The following is a 25,996-nucleotide window of genomic DNA, read 5'->3' on the forward strand; positions in this document are numbered from 1 at the left end:
AAATGTATCCGCGGGTATCTACCATATCAAATTCCCCTTTCGCCGCGATATGCGGCACAGATTCAAGGATTTTCCCTGTGCAAAATGGGAAAATTTTCCGCCATCGCCGGTTGCCTGTCAGGACAGGGCGATAGACGATTTTCATACATTGTGTGCTCAATCACGCGATACAGCCTCCGTTTTCGGCAAATGGGTCACCGTGATGGCCAGCAGTACCGCGAATCCGATGGCCACCGCCGCCATGCCGGCAGTGCCGATGCCGCCGACCACATAGGTGCCGTCCTCCGCCACGGAATCCGCCGCGCCGGCCAGACCGAAGTTGTGGGAGACGGCGGCGCCCACGATCATGCCCAGGACGGTCACGGCGGAGTCGCCGTTGCCCTCACCGGCCAGAATCAACTGTCGCAGGGGGCAGCCTCCCAGCAGGATGGAACCCCAGCCCGCCAGGGCCATGCCCAGGGCGGACCAGAGGTACTGGCTGTGGGCGATGGGCTGGGACAGTGCGGACAGGCTGTAGGATCCCAGGACCAGATTGCCAATGGTGACCGTGCCCCAGATGGCCAGGAAGCCGGAGAGGAGCTTGAAGTCCCGCAGCATCACAGCGTCCCGTATGCCGCCGGCCATGCACAGCCGGCTCCGCTGGGCCAGCACGCCCACAACCAGACCGGCCGCCAGGGAGATCCCCCAGAAGGCCCGCATGGAGCCGGGGCCCGCCTCAGAGAACTTCAGCAGGGTGGGCACCAACAGCAGCAGCCCCAACAGCGCCATCAGGATCCCAGACAGGACGAACCCCTCGCCCATGCGGACGGGATAGGCCCGGCCCAGGGAGAAACCCTTCTTTAAACATACCACGCCCACCAGGATCCCGGCGATGAAGCCCACCAGCCCGGCAACGGCAGTCAGGTCGCCGCCGCCCAGCCGGATGACCATCCGCAGGGGGCAGCCCAGAAACACCAGAGCACCGATCATCACGAACATCCCCAGCACAAACCGGCAGGCGGGAGAGGCCCCGGCCTTTGCCCGGAACTCCCTGGCAGCCAGAGCTGCCGCCGCGGCCCCCACCACGATGCCGATGATCTCCGGCCGGATGTACTGCACATTGGCGGCGCTGTGGAGCCCCAGGGCGCCGGCGATGTCCCGCAGGAAGCAGGCGATGCAGAAGCCCATGTTCTTGGGGTTGCCGGAGGCGGTAAGGATCAGGGCGGCAATGCCCACGGCCACGCCCGCCGCCAAGATCAATCCGTATTCCCGAAACCAACTCTTTTCTCTCATAAATACACTCCTCACTCTCTTCGGCGCTGGGATGAAAATCGTCACAGGGGCAGCTCATAGAAACCGGCTGTCTCGATCCCGGCCTCCTGCAGCCGGGTCTCCAGGTGCTCCCGCAGCTCCGGCGGCGCGGACCAGGCCATGCCGCAGTCGGATGTGATGCACCGGGGAACGGAGATCAGTTTGCCCTCCAGCCCCAGGCGGCGGCAGAGCTGCTCTGTGGCGATGGCCCCGGCAGTGGTGTGAAACGTCACGATCAGCCGGGGGCTTTTTTCTCGCACGGACTCCCTCCTCTACTCGTTATTTTTTCAAAAGAATAACATGAAAAAATGGAAAAAGCGAGATCTGTTTCGAGGATAACGGCCCAGCTCCGGCTGGAGCCGCCGAACCTGGAGATTTTTCCTTGAAATAGGGGAGTGGCTTTGCTATACTATACTAGTTATAGTATGTGATCTGGCTGAGAGGCCGAATGAGGTGAGAGTTTGTATCTGCGCGCATTGGAAATCCAGGGGTTTAAGTCCTTTCCAGACAAGACGGTCCTGAATTTCGGCGAGGACATCACCGCCATCGTGGGTCCCAACGGCTCCGGCAAGTCCAACATCTCCGACGCTATCCGGTGGGTGATGGGGGAACAGAGCGTCAAGGGCCTCCGTGGCGCCAAGATGGAGGACGTGATTTTCGGCGGCACGGAGAAGCGCAGCCAGGTGGGCTTTGCCCAGGTGACGCTGGTGCTGGACAACACGGAGCACATCTTCCCCACCATGGAGGAGAGCGAAGTGTCCGTCACCCGCCGCTATTACCGCAGCGGCGAAAGCGAATACTACATCAACCGCCAGTCTGTCCGGCTGAAGGACTTGACGGAGCTGTTCCTGGACACCGGCATGGGCCGGGAGGGCTACTCCATCATCGGCCAGGGCAAGATTGATGAGATCCTCTCCGCCAAGAGCGGGGAGCGGCGGGAGATCTTCGAGGAGGCCGCCGGCATTTCCAAATTCCGCCACCGGAAGGAGGAGGCGGAGCGGAAGCTGGAGCGGACGGAGGAGAATCTGGTCCGCATCAATGACAAGATCGCCGAGCTGGAGCTTCAGGTGGAGCCCCTGCGGGAGCAGGCGGAGAAGGCCAGGAAGTATCTGGTGCTCCGGGATGAGCTGCGCCTTCTGGAGATCTCCGTCTGGCTGGAGAACCTGGACACCCTGAAGGCGGGCGCCCGGAAGCTGGAGGCGGACTTTCACGCCGCAGAGTCCCAGCGGGACGAGGCCCGCGCCGCTCTGGACGCCCTCTATGCCGAGGGGGAGCGGTACAGCGAGCGGATGCGGGAGAAGGACATGGAGGCTGAGCGTGTCCGGACAGAGTCCGCCGTTCTGGAGGAGCAGATCAAGGAGAAGGAGTCCGCCGCCGCCGTGCTGGAGAGCACCGTCACCCACAACCGGGAGAACATCCAGCGGGCGGAGGCGGAGCTGGCAGAGGCGGAGAGCCGTTCCGGCGGCCTTGCGAAGCAGGCGGAGGAGCAGGAAGCCCGGGTGGCGGAGATCGACCGCCGGATCGGGGAGCTGAACGGTGCGCTGGCCGCCCTGCTGGAGACCGCCCAGACCATGGCGGAACAGGCCGGCGGCGCCCAGAACGAGGCGGAGCGCCTGCGGGCACAGGAGGCCCTCGCCATGGCCGCCGCCGCGGACGCGCGGGCGGAACTGGCCGCCGCCGCCGCGGAGAAGAAGCAGATCCAGGAGCGGCGGGAGGCCGCAGAGCGAGACAGGGCCGCCGCGGAGGAGCAGCTTCAGTCCGCCCGGCAGGAGGCGCGGGAGAACCGCCGCGCCCTGGAGGATGCCAGGGACGAGGCGGAGGCCGCCGCCAACATCATCGCCGGCCACAGCCTGCGGATGGAGGAACGGAAGAAGAAGGCCGCTGCCGCCGCGGAGCGGCGGGTCCAGCTGACCATGGACACGGGGGCGCTGGAAAACCGCCGCCGCCTGCTGACAGAGATGGAGAAGGAGTACGAGGGCTTCTCCAAGGCGGTCAAGTTCGTGTGCCGCGCACAGAGCGGCCTGCAGGGCATCCATGGCCCGGTGGCCAATCTGGTGAAGACCGATGGCAGGTACTCCTTGGCCATCGAGATCGCCCTGGGGGCGGGACTGCAGAACATTGTGGTGGACCGGGAGGAGGATGCCAAGGCCGCCATCAGCTACCTGAAGCAGCGGGACGCCGGACGGGCCACGTTCCTGCCCCTCACCGCCATCCGGGGTGACGAGCTCCATGAAAAAGGCGTGGAGAAGGAATTTGGTTTTGTGGGCCTGGGGTCCCGGCTGGTGACATTTGACCCGGCGTACCGGAATATTGTTTACAACCTGCTGGGCCGCACTGTGGTGGTGGAGGACCTGGACTGCGGCATCGCCATGGCCCGGAAGTACCGCAACGCCTTCCGGATCGTGACGCTGGACGGCCAAGTCATTAACCGGGGCGGCTCCATGACCGGCGGCAGCACCAGCCGGTCCGCCGGTGTACTGAGCCGGTCCGCGGAGTTGGAGCAGCTCACCGCCCGGACCGCTGCCATGCAGGCAAAGCTGGCGGAGGCAAAGCAGGCGGAGGAGGATACCGCCCGGGAACTGGCCGCCGCCCAATACGAGCTGGAGACCGCGGAGGCCCAGCGCCGCCACGCAGAGGACGAGGTCCTGCGGCTGGAGGGCATCAGGGGACAATATGATCTCCTGCTGCGCTCCCTGGAGGAGAGCGTGGAGAACCTCGTCGGCGAGCTGGAGAGTCTGGCCGGACGGCTGACGGACAACGACGCCCGGTCTGCCGCCGCCCAGGTGGAGATCAACCGACAGGAATCCGCCGCCGCGGACGCGCGGGCCCAGGCGGAGGCGGCTCTTTCCGGCCAATCGGAGCTGCTGGAGAAATCCGGTGCCCTGGCCGAGGAGATCAGCGGCAGAAAGAGCGATCTGGCTGCCCTGGCGGCCGAGCGGGAGGCCACAGTCCGCAGCGCCGCGGACCTGCGGGCGCTGTGCGCGGATCTCTCTGGTGACCGGGAGCAGAAGGAACAGATGGCGGAGACCTACCGCCGAAACATCGCCGCCGCGGAGGAAGAGATCGCCGGATTGCAGACGGCGCTGGAGGAGCTGGCGGGCCGGGGCGCGGCCTTCCGGCAGCGGCTGGCCGCCATCACAGAGGAGAAGAACGCCCTGGAGGCGGAGCGGACTGCCAAGAACCGGGCGGGCCAGGAGATGAACGAGAACCTGCTGAACCTGGAGCGGGCGGTGGCCAAGCTGGACCAGAAGCGGGCCACCTCCGCCATGGAGGAAAAGCAGATCCTGGACCGGCTGTGGGAACACTACGAACTCTCCCACTCCGACGCCCAGGCACAGCGGATCGAGCTGGAGAGCGTGCCCAAGGCCAACCGGCGGATCGGGGAGCTGAAGCGGGACATCACCGCCCTGGGCACCCCAAACATCGGGGCCATCGACGAGTTCCAGCGGGTGAACACCCGCTACACCTACCTGACGGACCAGCGCAACGATGTGGAGAAGGCCAAGGGCGAGCTGCAGAACATCATCGGCGAGATCACGGAGGAGATGACCAAGATTTTCGCCGAGCAGTTCAAGCTGCTGTCCGAGAGCTTCCAGACCACCTTCCAGGAGCTCTTCGGGGGAGGGACGGCCAGATTGGAACTGGAGGACGAGGAGGACATCCTGGGCTGCGGCATCGAGATCAAGGCCCAGCCGCCGGGAAAGACCCTCAAGACCATCTCCCTGCTGTCCGGCGGCGAGAAGGCCTTTGTGGCCATCGCGCTGTATTTCTCCATTCTGAAAGTCCATCCAACGCCCTTCTGCGTGATGGACGAGATCGAGGCGGCTCTGGATGACGCCAACGTCACCCGCTACGCCCGCTATATGCGGACGCTGGCAGGCCGGACTCAGTTCATCGTCATCACCCACCGCCGGGGAACCATGGAGGAGGCCGACGTCCTCTATGGCGTCACCATGCAGGAGCAGGGCGTGAGCAAGATCCTGACCATCAATCTGAATGACATGGCGAAAGAGCTGAAGATCAAATAAGGAGCGGAATCCATGAAGCGCAAGCATAAACAGATACTGATCATCTGGGTGGGCCTGCTGGCAGGCCTCCTTATCTTCCGGGGCGGATGGATGACCTATGCAGGGCTGCTGATTTTCCTTTTGGATCTGGGGCTAGTGTGGTGGCTGCTGCGCTGCCCCCACTGCGGAAAGTCCGTTCGGGAGCTCCGACCGGATAAGACCTGCCCATACTGCGGCAAGAAAGTGGAGTGAACGGCGACCCGGCGCAAGAGGATTTGAAGCGATTGGGAGGACGATCTCATGACACTGCGCAGATGGACGATCCTGAGCGTTATCCTGCTAGTCCCGGGATTTGTTCTGCAGTTCCTCAGCAGGACCGTATTTGTACCGGAGGCGGGCGTGATCGGGGGACTGCTGCTGGCGGCGGGCCTTGCGATCCAGTTGTTCGTGATCCGCTGCCCGGAGTGCGGGGCACATCTGCCGCTTTTTCCCGGCGAATACTGCAAATACTGCGGAAACAGGTTGGACTGGGATAAACCTCTCCGGCGCTGATTTCCGATTTGGGAGGATACCATGGGCTTTTTTGACAAGCTGAAAAAGATCACCACAAATCTCTTCTCCGGCTTCTCCGAGGCGGACGAGGCCTTTTTCGAGGAGTTGGAGGAGACGCTGATCCTGGCGGACCTGGGCATGGACACGGCGCTGGACGCCGTGGAAAAACTCCGCACGAGGGTCCGGAAGGAGAAGCTCCAGGACCAGGAGGCGGTCAAGGCCGCCCTCCGGGACATTCTGGCGGAGGAGATGGACGTGGGCGGCACGGAGCTGGATCTCTCGACCCGGCCTGCTGTGGTGCTGTTCATCGGCGTCAACGGCGTAGGCAAGACCACGTCCATCGGCAAACTGGGCTATCAGCTGAAAAGCGAGGGCAAGCGGGTCCTCTTCTGCGCGGCGGACACCTTCCGGGCCGCAGCGGCGGACCAACTGCAGATCTGGGCGGAGCGGGCCGGCTGCGAACTTGTGCGCCAGCACGAGGGGGCTGACCCCGGCGCGGTGCTGTTCGACGCCCTGCAGGCTGCCAAGGCAAGAGGGGTGGATGTGGTGCTGTGCGACACTGCCGGCCGCCTCCACAACAAGGCTAACCTGATGGCGGAGCTCGCCAAGCTCTCCAAGATCATCGACCGGGAATGCCCCGGCGCCGCACGGGAGACGCTGCTGGTGCTGGATGCCACCACCGGACAAAACGGCCTGATCCAGGCCCGCCAGTTCAAGGAGGCCGCAGGACTCACCGGCATCGTGCTGACGAAGCTGGATGGCACGGCCAAGGGCGGCATCGTCATCGCCATCGCCAAGGAGCTGGGCGTACCGGTGAAGCTGGCCGGTGTGGGCGAGGGGGTGGACGACCTGAAGCCCTTCGACGCGAAGGAATATGTGGAGGCCATTATTTGAGCGGCAGCAGAGAGACAAGGATCACCATTTGGAATCGGAGAAAACTGATCTCTGTGTCGTCGCAGCAGATGTACTTTCTGATCCGCGGGGCGCTTTCAGATGCCGGGCTCTCCAGCGGCACCAGGACCCGGGGCCTATACGCCGCGGCTGCCCGCCGCAGCAGGGGGCCGCTCCGACTGCTGTACAGGACAGCGTCCTGACCTACACCATCTATGTTCACAGGGATGACTATGACCGTGCGTTCGCGGCGATCCAGTCCTCTCTGCGGGGAAAATGAAAAGGAGCGCATACCATGACCAGACAAGACGGACGGGCGTTTGACGAGCTGCGCCCGATCAAAATCACCCCTGATTTCGTAAAATTCGCGGAGGGCAGCTGTCTCATCCAGTGCGGCAACACCATGGTTCTCTGCTGCGCCAGCGTGGAGGACCGGGTGCCGCCCCATGTGCCGGAGGGCACCGGCTGGGTGACAGCGGAGTACTCCATGCTGCCCCGGGCCAACCGGGAGCGCAGCAAGCGGGACATCGCCAAGCTGAAGCTCTCGCCCCGCAGCGCAGAGATCCAGCGGCTGGTGGGCCGTTCCCTCCGGGCCGCCGTGGACCTGGCGAAGCTGGGGGAGCATACCATCACCATCGACTGCGACGTGCTCCAGGGCGACGGCGGAACCCGCACCGCATCCGTCACCGGCGGCTTTGTGGCGCTGGCCCTGGCCTGCCGGAAGCTGGTGGAGGAGGGCGTGCTGGCCTCCAATCCCATCCGGCATTTCGTCACCGGGGTGTCTGCGGGAATCGTCGGGGAGACCCTTATGCTGGATTTGCAGTACAGCGAGGACAGTCGTGCCCAGGTGGACCTGAACTGTGTGATGAATGAGCTGGGGGAGATCATCGAGCTCCAGGGCACCGGCGAGGGCCGGGCCTTCACACCCCAGGAGCAACAGGAGCTGGTGCGCTTGTGCGCCAAGGGCAACCGGGAGCTGCTGAAGCTCCAGCGGGAGATTTTGAAGCGATAAAACCACAAATTGAAAGAAGGAGATGGTTTCCGTGGCGCAGGTATTCGAGATGATTATGCTGATCTGCTTCGGCCTGTCCTAGCCCTTCAACATCACAAAGTCCGTGCGCTCCCGTACTGCAAAGGGCAAGAGCCTATGGTTTGAGGTGTGCATCATCGTGGGCTATCTCTGCGGCTTGGCGGGGAAGTTCATCAGTGGAAATGTCACCTATGTGGCGGCTTTTTACATCCTGGATATCACCATGGTCACCATCGACCTGGTGCTGACCATCCGGAACAAGCGTCTGGACCGTGCGGCGGAAAAGGAGGAGACGGTATGAAATTCGTGTTGGCGACCCATAACCCCGGCAAGCTGAAGGAGATGGCGGATATCCTCTCCGGACTGGGGGTGGAAGTGGTGAGCCCCGCAGACGTGGGAATCTCCGTAGACGTGGAGGAGACCGGCACCACCTTTGTGGAAAACGCCATGCTGAAGGCCAAGGCCATCTGCGCGGCCAGCGGGCTGCCCGCCATCGCGGACGACTCCGGTCTCTGTGTGGACGCCCTGAACGGAGGACCCGGCGTGTATTCCGCCCGTTACGGCGGGGAGGAGCTGGACGACCGGGGGCGGTATACCCTGTTGCTGCAGAACATGCGGGGACAGACTACCCGGGCGGCCCACTTCGCCTGCGCCATCGCCTGCGCCTTTCCCGGCGGGGACGAGCTGACGGCGGAGGGCCGGTGCGACGGTGCCATCGCCTTTGCCCCCATGGGGACGGCGGGATTTGGCTACGACCCGGTGTTCCTGGTGCCGGAGAAGGGCAGGACCTTCGGCCAGCTGACGGCAGAGGAGAAGGGCGCCATCTCCCATAGAGGAAAAGCTCTGCGGGCATTTTCGGAGAAACTGGCAACTTATTTGAAAAAATAACCGTCTACCTTTGATGAGGAGGGAACTGCGGTGAAAACGACCGGACGCTGCCCCAAATGCGGCAGCGCGGACCTGCTGGCAGTGGAGCCGGGGCTGTACAATTCTTTTCCCATCGGTTTTTTGTAAATGCAAAAATTCAGAGGTATGTCTGCCGCAGCTGCGGCTATACAGAAGAGTGGATTGCCTAGGAGTCTATGGAGAAGCTGCGGCAGTCTACCTGGCATGACGAAAAATAAAAAAGACCGGGGCCATTTCCCGGAATAAAGGAGTATACATGGAACTGACAAGCAAACAGCGGGCCCAGCTGCGGGGCCTGGCAAACAGCATCGACACGATCCTGCAGGTGGGCAAGGACGGTATCGGGGCAAACCTCATCAAGCAGGCGGATGACGCACTGGAGGCCCGGGAGCTTATCAAGGGCCGGGTGCTGGACAACAATATCGACTACGACGCCCGCACCGCCGCGGAGGAGCTGGCCAAGGCCACCCGCAGCGAGGTGGTGCAGGTCATCGGCACGAAGTTCGTGCTGTACCGGGAGAGCCACTCCAAGCCCAGGGAGAAGCGCATCCAGCTGGTGAAGCCGGCAAAGAAGCGCCCCCAGTGACCCGGGAAGGCGCCCGATGGAACTGACGTTCCGCACTGCCGGGATCGGGGATCTGGAGCTCTTGACGGAGAGCCGCCTCCGGGCCATCCGGACCTACCGGCACCTTTCGGAGACGGCGGCGCTGCCGCATGGCCTGCCGGATGCGGTCCGGGATTACTACCGCCAGGCCCTGGCGTCCGGCAGCCACATTGCGCTTCTGGCGCTGGCGGGAGAGCGGCTGGCCGCCACCGGCGGCCTGGACCTCCGCCGGGAGATGCCCTCCTATCACAATCCCGCGGGTCTGTCCGGCCATATTATGAACATCTGGACGGATCCTGCCTTCCGAGGCCGGGGGATCGCATGGCGGATGCTGGATCTCCTCACGGCAGCGGCCTGTGAGCGGGGCTGTTTGACGGTTTCTCTCCACACCACCGCCATGGGCCGCCCGCTGTATCAGCGGTATGGCTTCACCGCCACGGATGACGAGATGGAGTTGGAGCTTCCGGCGGAAAAATCTGAACCATAAAGAGGAATCGCGTATGAAGATCGGCGTTTACGGCGGGACGTTCAACCCGCCCCACCTGGGCCATGTGACCGCGGCCCGGGCGGTATTCGAGCTGCTGAAGCTGGACCTGCTGCTGCTGGTCCCGGACCGGGAGCCACCCCACAAGGCGCTGCCAGCGGGCAGCCCCACTCCGGAACAGCGGCTTGAGATGACCCGCCTGGCGGGGGAGCAGCTGGGCCTGGGGGACCGGGTCCAGGTACTGGATCTGGAGCTGAAGCGGACGGGGCGGAGCTATACCTCCGACACCCTGGCCCAGCTGAAGGAGCGGTACCCGGAGGACGAGCTGTGGCTGCTGATGGGCACGGACATGTTCCTCACCATCCAGACCTGGCACGAAGCGGAGAAGATTCTGTCCCTGGCGGGGATCGCCACCTTCGGCCGAACGGAGGCGGACACGGAGGAGCTGTTCTCCGTTCAGCGGGACTATCTGTACCGGACATATCCCCAGGCCCGGATCTTCACCCTCACCATCCCCGGCGTGGTGGATGTGTCCTCCACAGACCTGCGAACCATGCTGGCGAAGGGAGAGGGCGTGAATCTCCTGCCTCCGGCGGTGTACGGCTATATCCTGCGGGAGGGACTGTACGGCACCCGGGCGGATTTGAAGCGCCTGCCCCTGCGGGAGCTGCGGCCGATAGCTCTGAGTTATTTGAAAAACAAGCGCATCCCCCACGTGCTGGGCACGGAGCAGGAGGCCATCCGTCTGGCGGAGCGGTACGGCGCCGATGTGGAGAAGGCCCGGGTAGCGGCACTGCTGCACGACTGCACAAAAAAGCTGAACATGGAGGAGCAGCTGGAACTGTGCGGCCGGTACGGCATCCAGCTGGACGAGCTGGAGCAGAAGGCCCTGAAGCTTCTCCACGCCAAGACCGGCGCGGCCATCGCCCGGGACGTGTTCGGTGTGGACGATGAAATCTACAACGCCATCTGGTGGCACACCACGGGCCATGCCCACATGACCCTGCTGGAAAAAGTGATCTATCTGGCGGATTATATCGAGCCCTCCCGGAATTTTCCGGGGGTAGACAAACTCCGCGCTGTGTGTTATAAAGACCTGGACGAGGGCCTGCTGATGGGCCTGGAGATGACCATCGAAGAGATGACCGAAATGGGAAACCCTGTGCACCACGCCACCATTGAGGCGCGGGACGCATTGAAAGGATAGAGAGACAGTGGATAGAGAAAACGGAAAGCATCCGGCGGGCGGGACGCCGAAAAAGAGCAGACCCAAGAAGCCGAAGAAACCGAGCCGCCTGACGCGGCAGCAGAAGCTGCTGATCGCGGTAGCCGTGGTACTGGCCATCGTGCTGATCGCGGTGGTGGCCTGCCAGAGCCTGTTCGTTCGCCCGGATCTGCCGGAGAAGAACGCGGATGCGGACAGCGGGACCCAGGAAGAGGAGATCGACTGGGGCGAAGGGACCCGCCCCCGCAGCGACGGGGAACGGAAGAGTCAGGACTATTACACGGTCCTGATCCTGGGCCGGGACACGGGGGGCGGCGGCAACACGGACACGATGCTGCTGGCCAGCTACGACGTGACCAACCAGAAGGCCACGGTGATGTCTATTCCCCGGGATACCATGGTGAATGTCTCCTGGGATATCAAGCGCATCAACTCCGTGTATAACTACTATGGCGGCGGAGACCGGGGGATCCAGTATCTCTACAAGGAAATCGCCCAGCTGGTGGGCTTTGAGCCGGACTATCAGGTGGTTGTGGAGTGGGACGCCGTGGGCCAGATCGTGGACGCCATGGGCGGCGTCTGGTTCGACGTGCCACGGAACATGAACTACGACGATCCTTATCAGGACCTTCACATCCACCAGGAGAAGGGCTACCGCCTGCTCACGGGGGACGACGCCATGCAGGTGCTCCGCTACCGCCACGACAACGACATGCGCTACGGCTATCCGGACGGCGATCTGGGCCGCATCAAGACCCAGCAGGCGTTTCTGACCGCCATGGTGGACCAGCTGCTGCAGATCAAGAACGTCACAAAGATCAACCAGTTCATCCAGGTGTTCCAGAACAATGTGGAGACAGACCTGAGCTTCCAGAATATCCTATGGTTTGCCCAGCAGGCGATTCTGGGTGGGCTGAGCATGGAGAACGTGGAGTTTGTCACCATGCCCAACCGGACCGCATCCTGCTGGAGCCGCACCTATCACAACTATCAATCCTACGTGGTGCCCAGCGCGAATGAGCTGCTGGAGCTGGTGAACACCAAGCTGAGTCCTTATACGGAGGTATTCACCCTCAGCGACTTGGACATTATGTCCGTCAACTCTGACGGCAGCATCAGCTCGTCCACCGGCCATGTGGAAGACAGCCGGGCGGCCCGGCCGCCGGTGAAGCCTACCACGCCCAGCAAGCCGGAGGAGGAGACGCCCACGGTGGATGAGAACGGTAATCCCATCGATCCGGACACCGGCCTGCCGGTGACGCCGGATGGCGGAACCACGGACCCGGGGACGGGCGGGACCACAGACCCGGGCTCTGGCACGACGGATCCCGGAACAGGGACAACGCCCGACGGCGGGACAGATCCCGGCACCGGCGGCGGGACCACAGGACCTGACACCGGAGAAGGAACCACCGGCACCGGCACCGACGGGACCACCGATCCGGGTACGGGCACAAGCGGGACTCCGGACGGCGGCACGCCTGACGCAGGCGGAGGAACGACCGATTCGGGCACTGGAGACAGCCAGACCTCCGGCACCGGAGATGGAGGCGGCGATGCTGCCGCAGAAGAGGCTCCGGATGACGGCTTTATCATCGTGAGCTGAATGACGGAAAAGGGGTGGCACCATGGCGGACCAGATGGATGGAAAAGGACGTCCCCCAAAGAGACGGTCCGGACTGACCAGGGGGCAGAAGGGGCTGATTGCCGCAGCCGCAGTTCTGGCTGTGGCCCTGGCGGGAGTTCTGGCCTGGCAGAGCCTGTTCGTCCGGCCGGACCTCAACACCGGCAAGACAGAGCCCCAGGAGACGGAAGAACCCACCGATCCGGTGGAGGAGATCGACTGGGGCGAGGGGACCCGCCCCCGCAGCGACGGGGAGCGGAAGAGTCAGGACTACTACACAGTTCTGATCCTGGGCCGGGACACGGGGGGCGGCGGCAATACGGACACGATGCTGCTGGCCAGCTACGACGTGACCAACCAGAAGGCCACGGTGATGTCCATTCCCCGGGACACTATGGTGAATGTCTCCTGGGATATCAAGAAGATCAACTCTGTCTATAATACCTATGGCGGCGGAGACCGGGGTATCCAGGCCCTGTATAAGGAGATCTCCCAGCTGGTGGGCTTTGAGCCGGATTATCAGGTGATTGTGGAGTGGGAGGCCGTGGGTGAAATCGTGGACGCCATGGGCGGCGTCTGGTTCGATGTGCCCCGGAATATGAACTATGATGATCCTCTTCAAAACCTCCATATCCATCAGGAGAAAGGCTATCGCCTGCTCACGGGCGAGGACGCCATGGAAGTCCTCCGTTACCGCCATGACAACCGCAAGAACGGCGTGACGCTGGGATACCCGGAGGGAGACGTGGGCCGCATCAAGACCCAGCAGGCGTTTTTGAAGGCGATGGTCGAGCAACTGCTGAAAGTGGAAAATGTGCCGAAAGTCCGGCAGTTCATTCAGGTATTTCAGGACAATGTGGAGACAAACCTGACGTTTCAAAACATCCTCTGGTTTGCGCAGGCCGCATTTTTAGGTGGCCTGAAGGCGGAGAACGTGGAATTCGTCACCATGCCGGGTAACAGCAGTGCTTATGCTTACAGCGCGTCTATCAGCAAGGCGAACGGCGAATACTCGGAGGCCTCTTATGTGACCCCCTATCCCAATGAACTGCTGGAGCTGGTGAACACCAAATTGAGCCCCTACGCCGAGGTATTTACCCGCAGCGATCTGGATATGATGACCGTGAACAGCGACGGCTCCGTCAGCTCCTCCACCGGTCATGTGGAAGACAGCAACGCCACCCATCCCCGGTCCTACTGGCAGGCCCAGTGGACGCCCCAGGAGCCGGAGGAGGAGACGCCCCCGGAGGGGGAGACCGGCACAGGGACCGGCCCTGATGCCGGAGCGCCGGAGACCGGCGGGGCGGCCGGGACGCCCGGCGACGGAGAGACCACGGATCCCGGCGGAGCCACGGAGCCCGGTACGGGGAGCATCGATCCGGACACGGGAGACCTGATCGACCCGGAGACCGGCGGCATCATCGATCCCGGCACCGGGCAGATCCTGGACCCCGGTACAGGACAGGTGATCGGCCAGCTCCCGGGCGGCAGCGGAGACCCGGCGGCAGGTGAGAGCGGCGGAACCGCCCCGGAGTCGCCGGATTCCCAGCCGTCTGATGGTGAGACGGCGCCTCCTGTAGACCCCGGTACGTCCGACGGCGGAACCGCGGCCCCGGATGACGGGTTTATTATTGTAACCTGAGCGGCAGGTGTGCCGCAGATTCAAACGATCAGAAAGGATGAGTCCATGACACCCAAAGAGATGGCCCTGACTGCGGCCAAAGCCCTGGACGAGAAAAAGGGCGGCGACATCGCCGCCATCGAGATCACGGAGCAGACCACCCTGGCGGACTATTTCGTCATTGCCACCGGCAATTCCAACACCCAGATCAACGCCCTGTGCGGCGCAGTGGAGAAGGCCATGAAGGAGCAGGCGGGGGAGGATCCTCTCCGCCGGGAGGGCTACCGGGACGGCACCTGGGTCCTGCTGGACTACGGCTGTGTGGTGGTCCACGTGTTCTCCGCCGAGGCCCGGGAGTTCTATTCGCTGGAGCGGCTTTGGCACGACGGCAAGCCGGTGGATCTCTCCGGTGTGCTGACGGAGAATTGATCGCCCTTCGCGCCAAGTGGCGTGTCCAAGCGTTTTGCCGCAGGCAAAAATATGAAATGGGCAGGCTCTGCCTGCCCATTTGAGTCCAATGTGGTGCCACGCAAAACGAAGATTTTGTGGGGCGCCGTGTCCGGTGAAAAGGGGAAACATCAGCTCCGACGGCGCTGACCGCCGGAGCTTTTTTCTGCTTATCAACCCAGAGTTGCGCGATAGCTGGTGGACGCAACCGCCCGCCCCGGGTATGCTGAGACCACCAAAACAAAAGGAGGCAACTGCAATGGCATTCAGTTCCATTATCATGCTCCCGCTGCTGCTCCTGTTTCTGGCCATCTGGGCAGGGCTCATTTATCTGCTGATCCTGCTGATCCGGGCCCTGCGGAAGTACCTGCGGGGCGGGGAGGCCCGCAGGGAAAAAGCGGAGACCCGCCGCACCTTGGGAGAGGTCCTCAAGGCCCACCGGATGCGCTGCCAGATGACCCAGGAGTTCGTGGCGGAGGCCCTGGGGGTCAGCCGGCAGGCGGTCAGCAAATGGGAGACCGGCACGGCGGACCCCAGCACCTCCAACCTGCTGGCCCTGGCGAAGCTCTTCGGTGTGCCAGCGGAGGAGCTGCTGCATCAGGCGACCGGCGGGGGAGTATGAAACAATCGGAATCAAGGGGCAGCGATATAAGTCAGGGGGCGAAAAGCCTTCCCTGCGAAGTGTGAGGGCGCATTGGGCGCGCCTGTATGAAAATGGGCCTGCTTCCTGTGAGGCAGGTCCATGCACCAAGCACTTCGGTTTTAACAAGTCCGGCTGCCTCGGCGCCCAACTTTTCTCCAATATCCATCTGTTCACACGTTCGGTTCTATAAAATGGGCAGCAGATTGGTCCCAATATTTTTTGTAAACCCGATCTGTATTCCCATCAAGATTCAGTTGGTACATCCGAAATGTAACCAGAAAATTCTTGGGCTGCCACTGTTCTTCGTAAGAATATTGGTACTTCATTCCAACGTTCCGCATAACGCCGCCGCTTCTTGGGTTGTTTCGGTCATGCGTTGCTGTGATATAAGGCAGGCCGTCCTTTTTCACTTGGGCGATCACCGCTTTGCCCGCTTCTGTGACAAGTCCCTGATGCCAGAATTCCCTGCGAAGCCCATATCCGAAATCGTGATGTTCCTCCATATCCACTTTTATGTAGCCGATGGGATGATCGTCCGTTTTCAAGCAGATCGCGTAAGCGTATGCCTGCGGCTGGACATATTTTGAAGCGTATCTTTCTTCATAGAATTTCTTGGCTTCTTCTATGCTGTCTATCGGATACCAGGGCAGGAATTGATTGACTTCCTTGTCATGGAGAATCAGAAACAGCCATTCCAGATCGCGCTCTGTGAATTTCCTCAAGATCAAACGCCCGGTTTCCAATGTGGGCGTGTTTATCAGGGTGCCCTTCACGGTTTCGCCTCCCCCCAAAATTGCCAGAGTTTTTTCTGCTGCCATACGTTGGATTTTCCCCATTATACAGAGCAGGACGGGCAAAAACAAGATGTCGACTGGATTGTAAAGCGCTTTTCCCGCTTACCTCTTGACAAAACGCGCAAAGCCACATAAAATAGACCCGTTAACGACATTGATGGGAAGAAAGGCGAAATGTCCCGCCTTCAGAGAGCCGGCGGTTGCTGCGAGCCGGTGGGGGACCTTCGCGGATGACTGTTCCCGGAGTCTCCCGCCTGAACGGACATAGTAGGGTGGGACGGCAGGCCCCGTTACTGGCCGAGGCCCTCCGGGCCGTTGAGCGCCATCCGGCAACGGCTGGCGAAACCAGGGTGGTACCGCGTAGCTTTTACGCCCCTGACCGTAAGGTCGGGGGCGCTTTTACAGCTTAAAGAGGGGATTGACATCTCCTTGCCCGCAGGGGGCACACCGCATCCGTCAGGCGGCAGAGCCGCCAACGGCTGCGCAGCAGAGTGCCTTCACCAGCGGCATCAGTCACTGGCGACACAACCCAAGGCGGTTGGGTCAAAGTATTTTTGCCACGTACAGAAGGTGAATTGCCCCGTAGAAGCAAGAGAGGCCGCCCGGGGGCGCGCCGCGGCAAAAATAAATCGAACAGAGAAATCCATTCACAGGAATGAGGAGAAGGATATGAAATACGATTTTGCCAGCATTGAGAAAAAGTGGCAGCAGAAGTGGCTGGAGGAGAAGCCCTTCACCGCCGTCACGGGGGACAAGACTCGGGAGAAGTTCTTCGGCCTGATCGAGTTCCCCTATCCCTCCGGCCAGGGGCTCCACGTGGGCCACGCACGGCCCTTCACCGCCATGGACATCATCTGCCGGAAGAAGCGGATGCAGGGCTACAACGTCCTGTTCCCCATCGGCTATGACGCCTTCGGCCTGCCCACAGAGAACTACGCCGTTCAGCACCACATCCACCCCGCCAAGGTGACCCACGACAACATCGAGAACTTCCGCAAGCAGCTCCACATGCTGGGCTACTCCTTCGACTGGGACCGGGAGGTGAACACCACCGACCCCAGCTACTACAAGTGGACCCAGTGGATCTTCCTGCAGATGTTCAAGAAGGGGCTGGCCTACAAGGCTTCCATGCCCGTCAACTGGTGCACCAGCTGCAAGATCGTCCTGGCCAATGAGGAGGTCGTGGACGGTGTGTGCGAACGCTGCGGCGGCCAGGTCATCCGCAAGGAGAAGAGCCAGTGGATGCTGGCCATCACCAAGTACGCCGACCGGCTCATCGACGACCTGGACGACCTGGACTTCATCGAGCGGGTGAAGATCCAGCAGAAGAATTGGATCGGCCGGTCCGAGGGCACGGAGGTGGACTTCACCGCCACCAACGGCGACAAGCTGACGGTCTACACTACCCGGTGCGACACGCTGTTCGGCGTGACCTATATGGTCATCTCCCCGGAGCATCCCTATCTCCAGCAGTGGAAGGACCAGATCCAGAACTGGGATGCTGTGGCCGCCTATATCGAGGAGGCCGCCCGCAAGTCCGACTTTGAGCGGGGCGAGCTGAACAAGGAGAAGACCGGCGTCCGGCTGGAGGGCATCGAGGCCGTCAACCCCGCCAGCGGCAAGCACGTGCCCCTGTTCGTCTCCGACTACGTGCTGATGGGCTACGGCACCGGCATCGTCATGGGCGTGCCGGGCCACGACCAGCGTGACTGGGAGTTCGCCACCAAGTTCGGCCTGCCCATCGTGGAGGTGGTCCAGGGCGGAGACATCACCAAGGAGGCCTTCACCCTGAAGGACGACACCGGCATCATGGTGAACTCCGGCTTCCTGGACGGCCTCACCGTGAAAGAGGCAATTCCCACCATGAAGAAGTGGGTGACGGAGCAGGGCATCGGCCGTCCCAAGACCAACTTCAAGCTCCGGGACTGGGTGTTCAGCCGCCAGCGTTATTGGGGCGAGCCCATCCCCCTGGTGAACTGCCCCAAGTGCGGCTGGGTCCCCCTGCCGGAGGAGCAGCTGCCCCTGCTGCTGCCGGAGGTGGACTCCTATGAGGTCACCGACACCGGCGAGAGCCCCCTCAGCAAGATGACTGACTGGGTGAACACCACCTGCCCCAAGTGCGGCGGCCCCGCCCAGCGGGAGACCGACACCATGCCCCAGTGGGCTGGCTCCAGCTGGTACTTCCTGCGGTATATGGATCCCCACAACGACAAGGCATTCGCCTCCAAGGAGGCCTTGGACTACTGGTCTCCCGTGGACTGGTACAACGGCGGCATGGAGCACACCACCCTGCATCTGCTGTACTCCCGGTTCTGGCACAAGTTCCTGTATGACATCGGCGCCGTGCCCACCAAGGAGCCCTATGCCAAGCGCACAAGCCACGGCATGATCCTGGGCGAGGGCGGCGAGAAGATGTCCAAGTCCCGGGGCAACGTGGTGAACCCCAACGACATCGTGGACCAGTACGGCGCCGACACCATGCGCCTCTATATCATGTTCATCGGCGACTTTGAGAAGGCCGCAACCTGGTCCAACGACGCGGTGAAGGGCTCCAAGCGGTTCCTGGACCGGGTGTGGAATCTGGCGGAGAGCGCCTCCGACAGCTATGATGTGACCCCCGCCAACGAGGCCGTCATCCACAAGACCATCAAGAAGGTCACAGAGGATGTGGACAGTCTGAAGATGAACACCGCCATCGCCGCCATGATGACCATGGTGAACGAGCTGAACGCCAACGGCTGCACCCGGGGCGACCTGAAGTATCTGCTCCTGCTGCTGAACCCCTTCGCCCCCCACATCACCGAGGAGCTGTGGGAGAACCTGGGCTTCGCCGCCCAGACGGGCAAGATGTGCTGCCAGGCGGAGTGGCCCGTGGCGGATGAGAGCAAGACCGTGGCCTCCACAGTGGAGCTGGCCGTCCAGGTAAACGGCAAGCTGAAGGGCACCATCTCCATGCCAACCGACAGTGAGGAGAAGGCCGTGGTGGATGCCGCCCTGGCGGTGGAGAAGGTCCGGAAGGCCACCGAAGGGATGCAGATCATCAAGACCATCCTGGTGAAGAACCGGCTGGTGAACCTGATCGTCAAGCCCGCGAAATAAGACTGCGCCCAGCGGTGCGTACAAGCGTTTTTGCCGGAGGCAACAACCTTGGGGCGGACGGCCTGTGCCTGTCCGGCTGCATTCCGATGCGGGAGCCCCGCTGGACCGGGAACCGGCCGATGCATCTGGTGGGAGCATCCCAGTTCATCCCAATCACACCAAAAGGCCGGACGGGAAATCCCGTCCGGCCTGCGCTTCAGGCCCTGCCTGAGAAAGGAGAACCTATGAGCCGTCTGGATGAATTCCTGCGCCTGCTGTGCGGCAGGTTTGACAATACCCGGCAGCTGGAGGAGCTGCGGCGGAGCGGCAGCCCCGCCCTGCCGCTGGCAGAGCATGTCAACACCGTGTGCAACGACAAGATTGACGGCCTCCCCGCGGATTTTGCGGGAGCATTTGTGCTGGAGGAGAGCTACTACACCACGGAGGGAAAGACCCACGCCTCACCCCATCTGTTCCTCTTTACGGAGGAGGGGGAGGCGGTGAAGCTGACATCCTATCAGCTGCCCAAGGCGGCGGACGGCGGCGCGGCCACCTATGAGACGCTGCCGCCCCTGAAATGGGAGGATCTGGAGATCTCCGAGAAATTCACGCCTGCCCTCTATACGCTGCACGACGGCGTGTGGGAGGGGGGCAGCGTCAGCATGTTCTCCCCGGTGCTGAAGTTCACCCTGTATGAGCGATTCTCTCAGGAGTCCCTGGAGGTGGCGGAGACCATGGAGGTGAACGGAAAGCGGACGTTCGGGTACGATGTGCCCATCGTGTACCGGAGAGCGGCGGACTGATCTCCCGGGAGAAATGCTGATTTTCCGGAAAATCTCTTGACAACGGCCCGGAAGGTTTGTATAATGCTTATGTTAAAGCCATAGATTATGGCCCTTAAAGTATCCTGGATTAAGCCGGATACCTCGGAGGGAGGGAAATATAGATGTCTGAGATCCATGTGAAGGACGGCGAGTCCATCGACAGCGCGCTGAAGCGTTTCAAGCGCAGCTGCGCCAAGGCCGGCGTCATCGCGGAAGTGCGGAAGAGAGAGCATTATGAGAGCCCCAGCGTCAAGCGCCGCAAGAAGTCTGAGGCCGCTCGCAAGAACAAGAAGCGCTATTATTGATCTGTCAAGGAAAAGTGCTGTGCCGAAAGGTACAGCACTTTTTATGTCCTCCGCCCGGGAAACAGCTTGGGCAGCAGATCCTGCACCTCCGGATACATCAGGAAGGCGGCGGCGAAGCCCATGTTCCCGCCGGTCCGCAGCTTCTGGGAAAGGGTGTCCGCGTCGTCGAAGAGGACGAAGTGCGTCTCGCCGTCCCGGGCATAGGTGAAATACCGGGCGCACAGGTCCTGGGAGAAGAAAACGGAGGGGGACTCCCGGTCCAGCAGGTCCTGGAGTTCCAGGCCGCTGAGAGGGCGGCCTTCGCCGCTTTGAGCCGGGAGGGTGAAGTCCATCCGCAGCCGCTGGACATCCAGGGCCAGACCGCCTGCCCTGTCCCGTCCGGCAGCGGCCTCCTGCAGGCGCTGGACAAAGTTCCCGCCGGAGATGGCGGTGCAGATCAGGGGAATGGCGCCTGACGCCGCGGCGTAGGACTCCGGCACATAAACGGGGCGGGGCGACAGGCGCCTGGCCAGCGTCTCCGCAAAGGCCAGCCGGTCCGGCGCAGGAGGCTGCTCGAAATCCAGCAGCACGCCGCCGTAGCTCCGCCGCCCGCACTCCCGCAGCGCGGCGGCCGACAGCCGCTCCGGGCTGGCGATAAAGGGCGCGCCCCGGTCTGTGACGGACAATAGCCCGCCCCGGGTCTGGAGCAGCAGGTTCTGCCGCAGGAGCGTGGAGTCCGGCCCGATACAGTAGGCCACATGGGCCAGGGAACAGCGGAAGCGGGAGGCCTCCTGGGCCTCGGCCGGCGTCACGGCCAGATAGATCTGCAAAATGAACTCCCCCTTGTGGAATCCCGTTGGGACTGGTATACTAAAAGGAGACTATGCAGAGAAGGAGCCGCTTATGCCGTTTTCCCTGACGCCCCGCTGGGTGTTCCAGCATTACAGCGAGATCACGCCGGACTGGCTGCGGCAGCAGGGGATCACCCTGCTGCTCAGCGACCTGGACTTCACCCTGGCCGCCAAGAAGACCCGCCGGCCGGATCAGTCCCTGCGGGACTGGATCGCCGCCCTCCGCAATGCGGGGATCGGTTTCATGATCGTCTCCAACAACCGCTCCGGCAGCCGGGTGACGGAGTTCTGCGCGGACCTGGGGGTGCCTTATCAGGGCCGTGCAGGAAAGCCCAGTCCCAGGGGCCTGGAGGCCGCCATGGCACGGGCTGGGGCGGACCGGGTCTGCACCGCCATGCTGGGGGACAAGCTGCTGACGGATATGCTGGCCGCCAACCGGGCCGGAGTCCTGCCTCTGATGGTGGAGCCGGTGGGCGGCGCCGTGACGGCATGGCAGAAGGTGCTCCACGCTCTCCAGGCCCCGTTTAAGGCTGTCTGCCGCCGCAAAATGGAAAAAAAGTCCTGAAAAATACTTGCATTACCGGACAACATAGGATAAAATAGCAGAGGAATTTTTGTAGAGATAGAGAGGCGGCCGGCTGGTCAGCTTTTCTTGAGATTTCAGAGGAGGATCATTTATGCCAACGATTACTGCCGGCGATTTCCGCAATGGTGTCACTTTTGAGAAGGACGGGAGCGTTTGCACCGTGGTGGAGTTCCAGCACGTGAAGCCCGGCAAGGGTGCGGCTTTCGTGCGCACCAAGTACAAGAACGTGATGACCGGCGCCATCCGCGAGGAGTCCTTCAACCCCACCGCCAAGTTCGAGCAGGCCACTGTGGAGCGCAAGGATGCCGAGTATAGCTACAACGACGGCGACCTGTACTACTTTATGGATCCCGAGACCTACGACATGGTCCCGCTGAACCGGGACGTGCTGGGCGACGCCTTCCGCTTCGTGAAGGAGAACACCGTCTGCAAGCTGGTGAGCTACAAGGGCAGCGTGTTCACCGTGGAAGTGCCCAACTTCATGGACCTGGAGGTCACGGAGACCGAGCCCGGCCTGCGGGGCGACACCGCCACCAACGTGACCAAGCCCGCGACGCTGGAGACCGGTGCTGAGGTGAAGGTGCCTCTGTTCATCAACACGGGCGACAAGATCCAGATCGACACCCGCACCGGCGAGTATATCGGCCGCAGCAAGGAGTAAGTGAGGCAAAGGGGGGAAGCGTATTCCCCCCTTTTGTTCCTGAGAATGACCGCAACGCTGTTTGTAAAGGAAAGGAGCTGCTGTTATGGAGATTACGGAGAAGGTCGCGTATCTGAAGGGCCTGGCTGAAGGCATGGAACTGGACACCGAGAAGAAGGAGGGCAAGCTGCTTGCCGCCATCATCGACGTGCTGGACGACATCGCCCTGGAGATCGCGGATATGAAGGCGGACCAGGAGGAGCTGTACGACGGCCTGGACGCTGTCAGCGATGACCTGGAGGATGTGGAGGACGCCGTCTTCGGCGAGGATGACGAGGACGAAGAGGATGTATACGAGTATGAGGAGCCGGAGGAGGACGAGGACTGCTACGCCACCACCTGCCCCACCTGCGAGGAGACCATCTACTTCGACGAGTCCGTCCTGGAGGACGGCGAGGTCATCTGCCCCAACTGCGGCGAGAAGCTGGAGTTCGATCTGAACGGCCTGGAGGACGAGGACAAGCCCCAGGAAGAGGAATAATCCCTATATGTGAGCGCAGGAGCCCGGTGCTGTGCACCGGGCTCCTGTTTGCATTTTCCGCTGCTACTCCACTGTAACGGCGAACCGGCAGCAGGTCCCGCCGCCCAGCACCGTCTCCACGGTCCGGACCGTGATGTGTCTTTCGGGCAGCAGCTGTTCCAGAATATACAGCACACTCTGCCGGGAACATTCGCAGTGGGCGGCGTCGGCCGTCTCTCCCCGCAGCACCTCAGGGCAGACGCATTTGGGATAACCCACCTCATAGAGGCGCCCGGGCTGGAGAACCTTGGCAAAAAAGCTCTCCGTGTCCCCGTATTTTCGGTACTGGGCGTCCAGGTCGCAGCCGCACGCCCGGAACTGCGCTGCCTGGACAGGCAGGACGGTCTCCCGGACACACCGGACAGCTTTCTCTCTGAAATCCATGTCTCTTTCTCCTGATTTTTCAATCATTCTCTCCGGCGGTTTCCTCCGGAACACCGATCCAGCAGGCAAAGTCTGTGGCCAGGAAGGCCTCTTGGGCCTGCCGCACCCCGGCGTCCAAGCGAGAGACGCGGCCAAGGCCTGCCACCAGCGGATCAATGTACCGCAGCTTGGCGGGAATCCGGAACCAGAGTCCGTTCTCCGGCCTTTCCGCGCTCCGCTCCACCCGGCAGAAGCGCCGGAACCGGCGCCACCGGTGGGCGCTGGCCGGATCTGCCTCCAGCTTTTGGATGACAAAAGACTCCGTCCGATACAGGTCATCCTCTGTCAAGACCTGCCGGTTCACGGCATCGCGCAGCAGGTCCGCCAGGGCCTGCATGGCGAAGCGGTCCTCGTCCGCCACATAGACCCGGGCGGTCTGGAGCGATGCCTCTGTGAAGGCGCAGGCGGTCTCCCGCGTGCGGAAGGCCAGCTCCGGCCGGCCGGACTCGTCCCGCCAGACGGTGAGATCTTCGTAGAATACACGGAGGGCGTCCGCCCCGGCGAAGCCGTAGCACCGCAGGTCCCCCAGCGTGTACTCCAGACGGTCGGCGGAGAGCTGAGGGGAGTCATTGTCCGCGATGGGATAGCGGTGGTAATCCGCCACGTCTTCCGTGGTGAGGCCGTATTCTTTCAGCAGCGCCTGAAGCTCCGGCGAGGTCTCGATGAGTTCCGCCGTCCGTGCCTCGGTGGACTCCTGATGCAGGTGGTCCCCGTGGAGAAAATCCACCACATGGGCAAAGGCGGGTGTGGCCGCATCGTGGAGCAGTCCCGCCGCGCTTTGGCGGAGATCGCCGGTGAAGTGCCACACGATCAGCCCCACGCCCACGCTGTGGTCAAACCGGGAGTAGGGGGCCCACCCGGCAAAGTGGGGGAAGGACGTGTACTCGCACCCGCAGTTCATACCCACCTGCCGCAGCCGGGCCATGGGCGGCGTCTCTGCCAGACGGCAGAGAAATTCCGGGATCTCCGGATGATACAGGGGCCAATTTTCCGTCATGGCACAATCAGGCCTCCGGCTTTTTCTGCAGGCTGTACAGTCCCGCGCCGATGGCGGTGGCAAACGTGGCGTTTTCGGGAATGATATAGTGGATGCCGTACAGCTTTTCAAACAGCTGGAAATTCGTGACCGCCTGGGGCAGGGTGGTCATGGACCCGGTCAGCACCACAGTCTTGGAGTCACAGCACTGGCAGGCCAGCACCGTCATGGTGCCGATGGCCTGGAGCACCAGATTGACCACGCCGGCCGCCAGGTCCGCGGGAGTGGCGTCCTCCGCCAGATCGCCGAAGTTGGCGGCAGTCATATCCGGGTCCAGAGTGGGAGCGGCGTGGACCGTGATGTCCTTCATGGTCAGGTCCACGTGGTCCAGGTTGCCGCTCTCCGCCAGCTTTTTGATCTGGCCGAAGCGCTCCATTCCCACCAGCTTGTGGCAGAGCCCGCCCAGAGTGCCGCCGCCGATGCCGCTGCCGCACAGGTGGCGGATGCCGTCGGGGGACGCCCAGAGGAAAGCGGTGCCGGTGCCCATGCTGACCACCACGGCGGAGGACTGGCCCGACAGGGCCAGGGCCCCGGTGCCGCTGGCGGAGAACTCGTCCACCTTGCAGGTGGGCAGACCGTAGATGTCGCCCTCCACATAGGAGGCGCCCACGCCGGTGAGCACCACCCGCCGCACATCCCGCAGGGAGAGCCGGTTGCTGGTGAGATAGTTGCCAAGGGCGCCATACAGGCTGGTCACCTGATCCTCCGCCCGGACCCGCAGCATGGAGATCACACTGCCGTCCGTCCGCAGACCCACGATTTTGGTGGTGGAGCCGCCGATGTCAATGCCTAAGATCACATCCATTGTGATGACTTCCTTTCAGCGGCAGACGGCCGCTTGGTTTTCGGTGGGGGCGCTTACTGGATGGCGCCTCCGCTGAGGTCAAACGACTTGGTGATATCCCGCCCCTGGCTGTCATAAAAGACAATCTCCTCTATGCTGATAGGACCTGTGGAGACGGTATCATCCGCTGAGGTGCTCACCAGAAAGACGGGAGAGGCCGGAATGTCCAGCGCATAAGGCCCGTCGCCCTCCAGTGAAAAGACCGCCCGGGCGATGCGGCCGTCGCCGTTCCGCCCCTCGAAGAGCAGCATCTGCTCCCCGTCGGACTCCACCACTCCGTTGCGGAAGGAGCCGGTCCCGCGACCGGAGTGGTCGAATTTATACCGCCCGGTGAATCCTCTCGAGAGACACAGGTATCCCAACCGTCCGTCCAGCTCCAGAGGAACATAGGTGCGGCTTCCGACGGTCACAGGCTGGTACAGCTCCAACTGGTCCGCCTCGTAGGGAACGGACTTGCCCCGGTTGAACCATTGGAGCGCAGCCGGTTCCAGCCCATTGAGGCCCGCATCCAGAGGAAATGAGCGGTGGTATGCAGTGAGGCCGGCCAGGATGCACAGAACGGCCGCCGCGGAGAAGAGGAGAGCAAACTTTTTCACGAGAAAACCCTCCAGTCCGCTGTGTACCGGAAAATGTGCGGTTCAATCTTTCCCCATCATAGGGGAGGGCGGAGTTGTTGTCAAGACGATTGATAAAAGATTGACAACAAATTCGGAAAAAGCATTGCTTTTCCTG

28 protein-coding genes and 1 other annotated feature are annotated in these 25,996 nt (G+C 62.4%); of the genes, 20 read left to right on the forward strand and 8 right to left on the reverse strand.

The window, feature by feature from the left end; translation table 11 throughout:
• Positions 1-156: 156 nt before the first annotated feature.
• Together yedE and OCV80_RS09310 are read right to left on the reverse strand one after the other, a co-directional pair.
• Positions 157-1,272: a YedE family putative selenium transporter gene (yedE, locus tag OCV80_RS09305; RefSeq protein ID WP_036629706.1), complete on the reverse strand. Its 1,116-nt coding sequence runs from the start codon at positions 1,270-1,272 to the stop codon at positions 157-159.
• Positions 1,273-1,313: 41 nt separating this feature from the next.
• Positions 1,314-1,550: a DUF3343 domain-containing protein gene (locus tag OCV80_RS09310; RefSeq protein WP_021748201.1), complete on the reverse strand. Its 237-nt coding sequence runs from the start codon at positions 1,548-1,550 to the stop codon at positions 1,314-1,316.
• Between the two features lie 201 nt (positions 1,551-1,751).
• Between OCV80_RS09310 and smc the strand changes: the two genes are divergently transcribed.
• The 14 genes from smc (at position 1,752) to OCV80_RS09380 (ending at position 15,303) form a co-directional block, all read left to right on the forward strand.
• Positions 1,752-5,318: a chromosome segregation protein SMC gene (gene smc, locus OCV80_RS09315; protein ID WP_136890772.1), complete on the forward strand. Its 3,567-nt coding sequence runs from the start codon at positions 1,752-1,754 to the stop codon at positions 5,316-5,318.
• 12 nt (positions 5,319-5,330) lie between these two features.
• Entirely contained in the window at positions 5,331-5,549 is a 219-nt protein-coding gene (locus OCV80_RS09320) for a zinc ribbon domain-containing protein (protein WP_025545177.1), read from the forward strand.
• A gap of 48 nt (positions 5,550-5,597) precedes the next feature.
• Positions 5,598-5,849 (forward strand): hypothetical protein, encoded by a 252-nt coding sequence (locus tag OCV80_RS09325; protein WP_021750964.1) that lies wholly within the window; start codon positions 5,598-5,600, stop codon positions 5,847-5,849.
• A gap of 21 nt (positions 5,850-5,870) precedes the next feature.
• Positions 5,871-6,743, forward strand: a complete 873-nt coding sequence (ftsY, locus tag OCV80_RS09330) for a signal recognition particle-docking protein FtsY (RefSeq protein WP_021750963.1) — start codon at positions 5,871-5,873, stop codon at positions 6,741-6,743.
• Between the two features lie 292 nt (positions 6,744-7,035).
• Positions 7,036-7,752 (forward strand): ribonuclease PH, encoded by a 717-nt coding sequence (gene rph / locus OCV80_RS09335; RefSeq protein WP_021750961.1) that lies wholly within the window; start codon positions 7,036-7,038, stop codon positions 7,750-7,752.
• A gap of 145 nt (positions 7,753-7,897) precedes the next feature.
• Positions 7,898-8,071: a hypothetical protein gene (locus OCV80_RS09340; protein ID WP_267288376.1), complete on the forward strand. Its 174-nt coding sequence runs from the start codon at positions 7,898-7,900 to the stop codon at positions 8,069-8,071.
• Positions 8,068-8,658, forward strand: a complete 591-nt coding sequence (locus OCV80_RS09345; RefSeq protein WP_021750959.1) for an XTP/dITP diphosphatase — start codon at positions 8,068-8,070, stop codon at positions 8,656-8,658. Before OCV80_RS09340 ends, OCV80_RS09345 begins: the two co-directional genes overlap by 4 nt.
• 274 nt (positions 8,659-8,932) lie before the next feature.
• Positions 8,933-9,262, forward strand: a complete 330-nt coding sequence (gene yhbY / locus OCV80_RS09350) for a ribosome assembly RNA-binding protein YhbY (RefSeq protein WP_021750956.1) — start codon at positions 8,933-8,935, stop codon at positions 9,260-9,262.
• Positions 9,263-9,278: 16 nt separating this feature from the next.
• Positions 9,279-9,767, forward strand: coding sequence for a GNAT family N-acetyltransferase (locus tag OCV80_RS09355; protein ID WP_119311325.1), 489 nt, complete (start codon positions 9,279-9,281; stop codon positions 9,765-9,767).
• 13 nt (positions 9,768-9,780) lie between these two features.
• The gene (gene yqeK / locus OCV80_RS09360) at positions 9,781-10,971 is read left to right on the forward strand and encodes a bis(5'-nucleosyl)-tetraphosphatase (symmetrical) YqeK (RefSeq protein WP_021752101.1); all 1,191 of its coding nucleotides are present in this window, start codon (positions 9,781-9,783) and stop codon (positions 10,969-10,971) included.
• 7 nt (positions 10,972-10,978) lie between these two features.
• Positions 10,979-12,595 carry an LCP family protein gene (locus tag OCV80_RS09365; RefSeq protein WP_136890771.1) on the forward strand — a complete coding sequence of 539 codons (1,617 nt, stop codon included), beginning with the start codon at positions 10,979-10,981 and terminating at the stop codon, positions 12,593-12,595.
• Positions 12,596-12,617: 22 nt separating this feature from the next.
• The gene (locus OCV80_RS09370) at positions 12,618-14,255 is read left to right on the forward strand and encodes an LCP family protein (protein WP_158629683.1); all 1,638 of its coding nucleotides are present in this window, start codon (positions 12,618-12,620) and stop codon (positions 14,253-14,255) included.
• 45 nt (positions 14,256-14,300) lie between these two features.
• Entirely contained in the window at positions 14,301-14,663 is a 363-nt protein-coding gene (rsfS, locus tag OCV80_RS09375) for a ribosome silencing factor (protein WP_025544856.1), read from the forward strand.
• A gap of 277 nt (positions 14,664-14,940) precedes the next feature.
• On the forward strand, positions 14,941-15,303 hold the full coding sequence (locus tag OCV80_RS09380) for a helix-turn-helix transcriptional regulator (RefSeq protein WP_025544857.1): 363 nt from the start codon (positions 14,941-14,943) through the stop codon (positions 15,301-15,303).
• Positions 15,304-15,494: 191 nt separating this feature from the next.
• Here OCV80_RS09380 and OCV80_RS09385 read toward each other — a convergent pair whose 3' ends face one another.
• Positions 15,495-16,082: a GNAT family N-acetyltransferase gene (locus OCV80_RS09385; protein ID WP_119311926.1), complete on the reverse strand. Its 588-nt coding sequence runs from the start codon at positions 16,080-16,082 to the stop codon at positions 15,495-15,497.
• A 181-nt stretch (positions 16,083-16,263) separates the two neighbouring features.
• Positions 16,264-16,498, forward strand: a binding site (T-box leader).
• 289 nt (positions 16,499-16,787) lie between these two features.
• Between OCV80_RS09385 and leuS the strand changes: the two genes are divergently transcribed.
• The 3 genes from leuS (at position 16,788) to rpsU (ending at position 20,325) form a co-directional block, all read left to right on the forward strand.
• Complete coding sequence (gene leuS, locus OCV80_RS09390; RefSeq protein ID WP_025544859.1) at positions 16,788-19,217, forward strand: leucine--tRNA ligase; 2,430 nt, start codon at positions 16,788-16,790, stop codon at positions 19,215-19,217.
• Between the two features lie 224 nt (positions 19,218-19,441).
• Positions 19,442-19,999, forward strand: coding sequence for a hypothetical protein (locus OCV80_RS09395; protein ID WP_119311322.1), 558 nt, complete (start codon positions 19,442-19,444; stop codon positions 19,997-19,999).
• 143 nt (positions 20,000-20,142) lie between these two features.
• A complete protein-coding gene (gene rpsU, locus OCV80_RS09400; RefSeq protein ID WP_021750944.1) occupies positions 20,143-20,325 on the forward strand; it encodes a 30S ribosomal protein S21 in 183 nt (60 codons plus the stop codon).
• A 41-nt stretch (positions 20,326-20,366) separates the two neighbouring features.
• Here the strand turns inward: rpsU and OCV80_RS09405 are convergent, their stop codons facing one another.
• Positions 20,367-21,134 carry a hypothetical protein gene (locus OCV80_RS09405; protein WP_267288377.1) on the reverse strand — a complete coding sequence of 256 codons (768 nt, stop codon included), beginning with the start codon at positions 21,132-21,134 and terminating at the stop codon, positions 20,367-20,369.
• A 73-nt stretch (positions 21,135-21,207) separates the two neighbouring features.
• On the opposite strand from OCV80_RS09405, the gene OCV80_RS09410 reads away from it, so the two are divergent.
• The 3 genes from OCV80_RS09410 to OCV80_RS09420 all read left to right on the forward strand — a co-directional run bounded on the left by OCV80_RS09410 (position 21,208) and on the right by OCV80_RS09420 (position 22,922).
• The gene (locus tag OCV80_RS09410) at positions 21,208-21,720 is read left to right on the forward strand and encodes a YqeG family HAD IIIA-type phosphatase (protein WP_036631142.1); all 513 of its coding nucleotides are present in this window, start codon (positions 21,208-21,210) and stop codon (positions 21,718-21,720) included.
• 112 nt (positions 21,721-21,832) lie between these two features.
• Positions 21,833-22,402 (forward strand): elongation factor P, encoded by a 570-nt coding sequence (gene efp / locus OCV80_RS09415; protein ID WP_021750941.1) that lies wholly within the window; start codon positions 21,833-21,835, stop codon positions 22,400-22,402.
• A gap of 85 nt (positions 22,403-22,487) precedes the next feature.
• Positions 22,488-22,922 (forward strand): CD1247 N-terminal domain-containing protein, encoded by a 435-nt coding sequence (locus OCV80_RS09420; RefSeq protein ID WP_025545436.1) that lies wholly within the window; start codon positions 22,488-22,490, stop codon positions 22,920-22,922.
• A gap of 63 nt (positions 22,923-22,985) precedes the next feature.
• Here OCV80_RS09420 and OCV80_RS09425 read toward each other — a convergent pair whose 3' ends face one another.
• The 4 genes from OCV80_RS09425 to OCV80_RS09440 are packed head-to-tail and all read right to left on the reverse strand — an operon-like array spanning position 22,986 to position 25,860.
• The gene (locus OCV80_RS09425) at positions 22,986-23,345 is read right to left on the reverse strand and encodes a hypothetical protein (RefSeq protein ID WP_025545438.1); all 360 of its coding nucleotides are present in this window, start codon (positions 23,343-23,345) and stop codon (positions 22,986-22,988) included.
• Positions 23,346-23,364: 19 nt separating this feature from the next.
• A complete protein-coding gene (locus OCV80_RS09430; protein WP_036628665.1) occupies positions 23,365-24,381 on the reverse strand; it encodes a hypothetical protein in 1,017 nt (338 codons plus the stop codon).
• A gap of 7 nt (positions 24,382-24,388) precedes the next feature.
• Positions 24,389-25,225 (reverse strand): BadF/BadG/BcrA/BcrD ATPase family protein, encoded by an 837-nt coding sequence (locus tag OCV80_RS09435; RefSeq protein WP_021750937.1) that lies wholly within the window; start codon positions 25,223-25,225, stop codon positions 24,389-24,391.
• 53 nt (positions 25,226-25,278) lie between these two features.
• Positions 25,279-25,860, reverse strand: a complete 582-nt coding sequence (locus OCV80_RS09440) for a hypothetical protein (protein ID WP_267288378.1) — start codon at positions 25,858-25,860, stop codon at positions 25,279-25,281.
• Positions 25,861-25,996 lie beyond the last annotated feature (136 nt).

This window comes from Oscillibacter acetigenes (assembly GCF_025567605.1).
GTDB classification, from domain to species: Bacteria; Bacillota; Clostridia; order Oscillospirales; family Oscillospiraceae; genus Oscillibacter; species Oscillibacter welbionis.

Excerpts from the sequence above, each read along its gene's own strand:
- yedE (WP_036629706.1), bottom strand. The coding sequence starts at position 1,272 with ATGAGAGAAAAGAGTTGGTTTCGGGAATACGGATTGATCTTGGCGGCG.
- OCV80_RS09320 (WP_025545177.1), top strand. The coding sequence starts at position 5,331 with ATGAAGCGCAAGCATAAACAGATACTGATCATCTGGGTGGGCCTGCTG.
- OCV80_RS09325 (WP_021750964.1), top strand. The coding sequence starts at position 5,598 with ATGACACTGCGCAGATGGACGATCCTGAGCGTTATCCTGCTAGTCCCG.
- ftsY (WP_021750963.1), top strand. The coding sequence starts at position 5,871 with ATGGGCTTTTTTGACAAGCTGAAAAAGATCACCACAAATCTCTTCTCC.
- rph (WP_021750961.1), top strand. The coding sequence starts at position 7,036 with ATGACCAGACAAGACGGACGGGCGTTTGACGAGCTGCGCCCGATCAAA.
- OCV80_RS09345 (WP_021750959.1), top strand. The coding sequence starts at position 8,068 with ATGAAATTCGTGTTGGCGACCCATAACCCCGGCAAGCTGAAGGAGATG.
- yhbY (WP_021750956.1), top strand. The coding sequence starts at position 8,933 with ATGGAACTGACAAGCAAACAGCGGGCCCAGCTGCGGGGCCTGGCAAAC.
- OCV80_RS09355 (WP_119311325.1), top strand. The coding sequence starts at position 9,279 with ATGGAACTGACGTTCCGCACTGCCGGGATCGGGGATCTGGAGCTCTTG.
- yqeK (WP_021752101.1), top strand. The coding sequence starts at position 9,781 with ATGAAGATCGGCGTTTACGGCGGGACGTTCAACCCGCCCCACCTGGGC.
- OCV80_RS09370 (WP_158629683.1), top strand. The coding sequence starts at position 12,618 with ATGGCGGACCAGATGGATGGAAAAGGACGTCCCCCAAAGAGACGGTCC.
- rsfS (WP_025544856.1), top strand. The coding sequence starts at position 14,301 with ATGACACCCAAAGAGATGGCCCTGACTGCGGCCAAAGCCCTGGACGAG.
- OCV80_RS09380 (WP_025544857.1), top strand. The coding sequence starts at position 14,941 with ATGGCATTCAGTTCCATTATCATGCTCCCGCTGCTGCTCCTGTTTCTG.
- leuS (WP_025544859.1), top strand. The coding sequence starts at position 16,788 with ATGAAATACGATTTTGCCAGCATTGAGAAAAAGTGGCAGCAGAAGTGG.
- OCV80_RS09395 (WP_119311322.1), top strand. The coding sequence starts at position 19,442 with ATGAGCCGTCTGGATGAATTCCTGCGCCTGCTGTGCGGCAGGTTTGAC.
- rpsU (WP_021750944.1), top strand. The coding sequence starts at position 20,143 with ATGTCTGAGATCCATGTGAAGGACGGCGAGTCCATCGACAGCGCGCTG.
- OCV80_RS09410 (WP_036631142.1), top strand. The coding sequence starts at position 21,208 with ATGCCGTTTTCCCTGACGCCCCGCTGGGTGTTCCAGCATTACAGCGAG.
- efp (WP_021750941.1), top strand. The coding sequence starts at position 21,833 with ATGCCAACGATTACTGCCGGCGATTTCCGCAATGGTGTCACTTTTGAG.
- OCV80_RS09420 (WP_025545436.1), top strand. The coding sequence starts at position 22,488 with ATGGAGATTACGGAGAAGGTCGCGTATCTGAAGGGCCTGGCTGAAGGC.
- OCV80_RS09425 (WP_025545438.1), bottom strand. The coding sequence starts at position 23,345 with ATGGATTTCAGAGAGAAAGCTGTCCGGTGTGTCCGGGAGACCGTCCTG.
- OCV80_RS09430 (WP_036628665.1), bottom strand. The coding sequence starts at position 24,381 with ATGACGGAAAATTGGCCCCTGTATCATCCGGAGATCCCGGAATTTCTC.
- OCV80_RS09435 (WP_021750937.1), bottom strand. The coding sequence starts at position 25,225 with ATGGATGTGATCTTAGGCATTGACATCGGCGGCTCCACCACCAAAATC.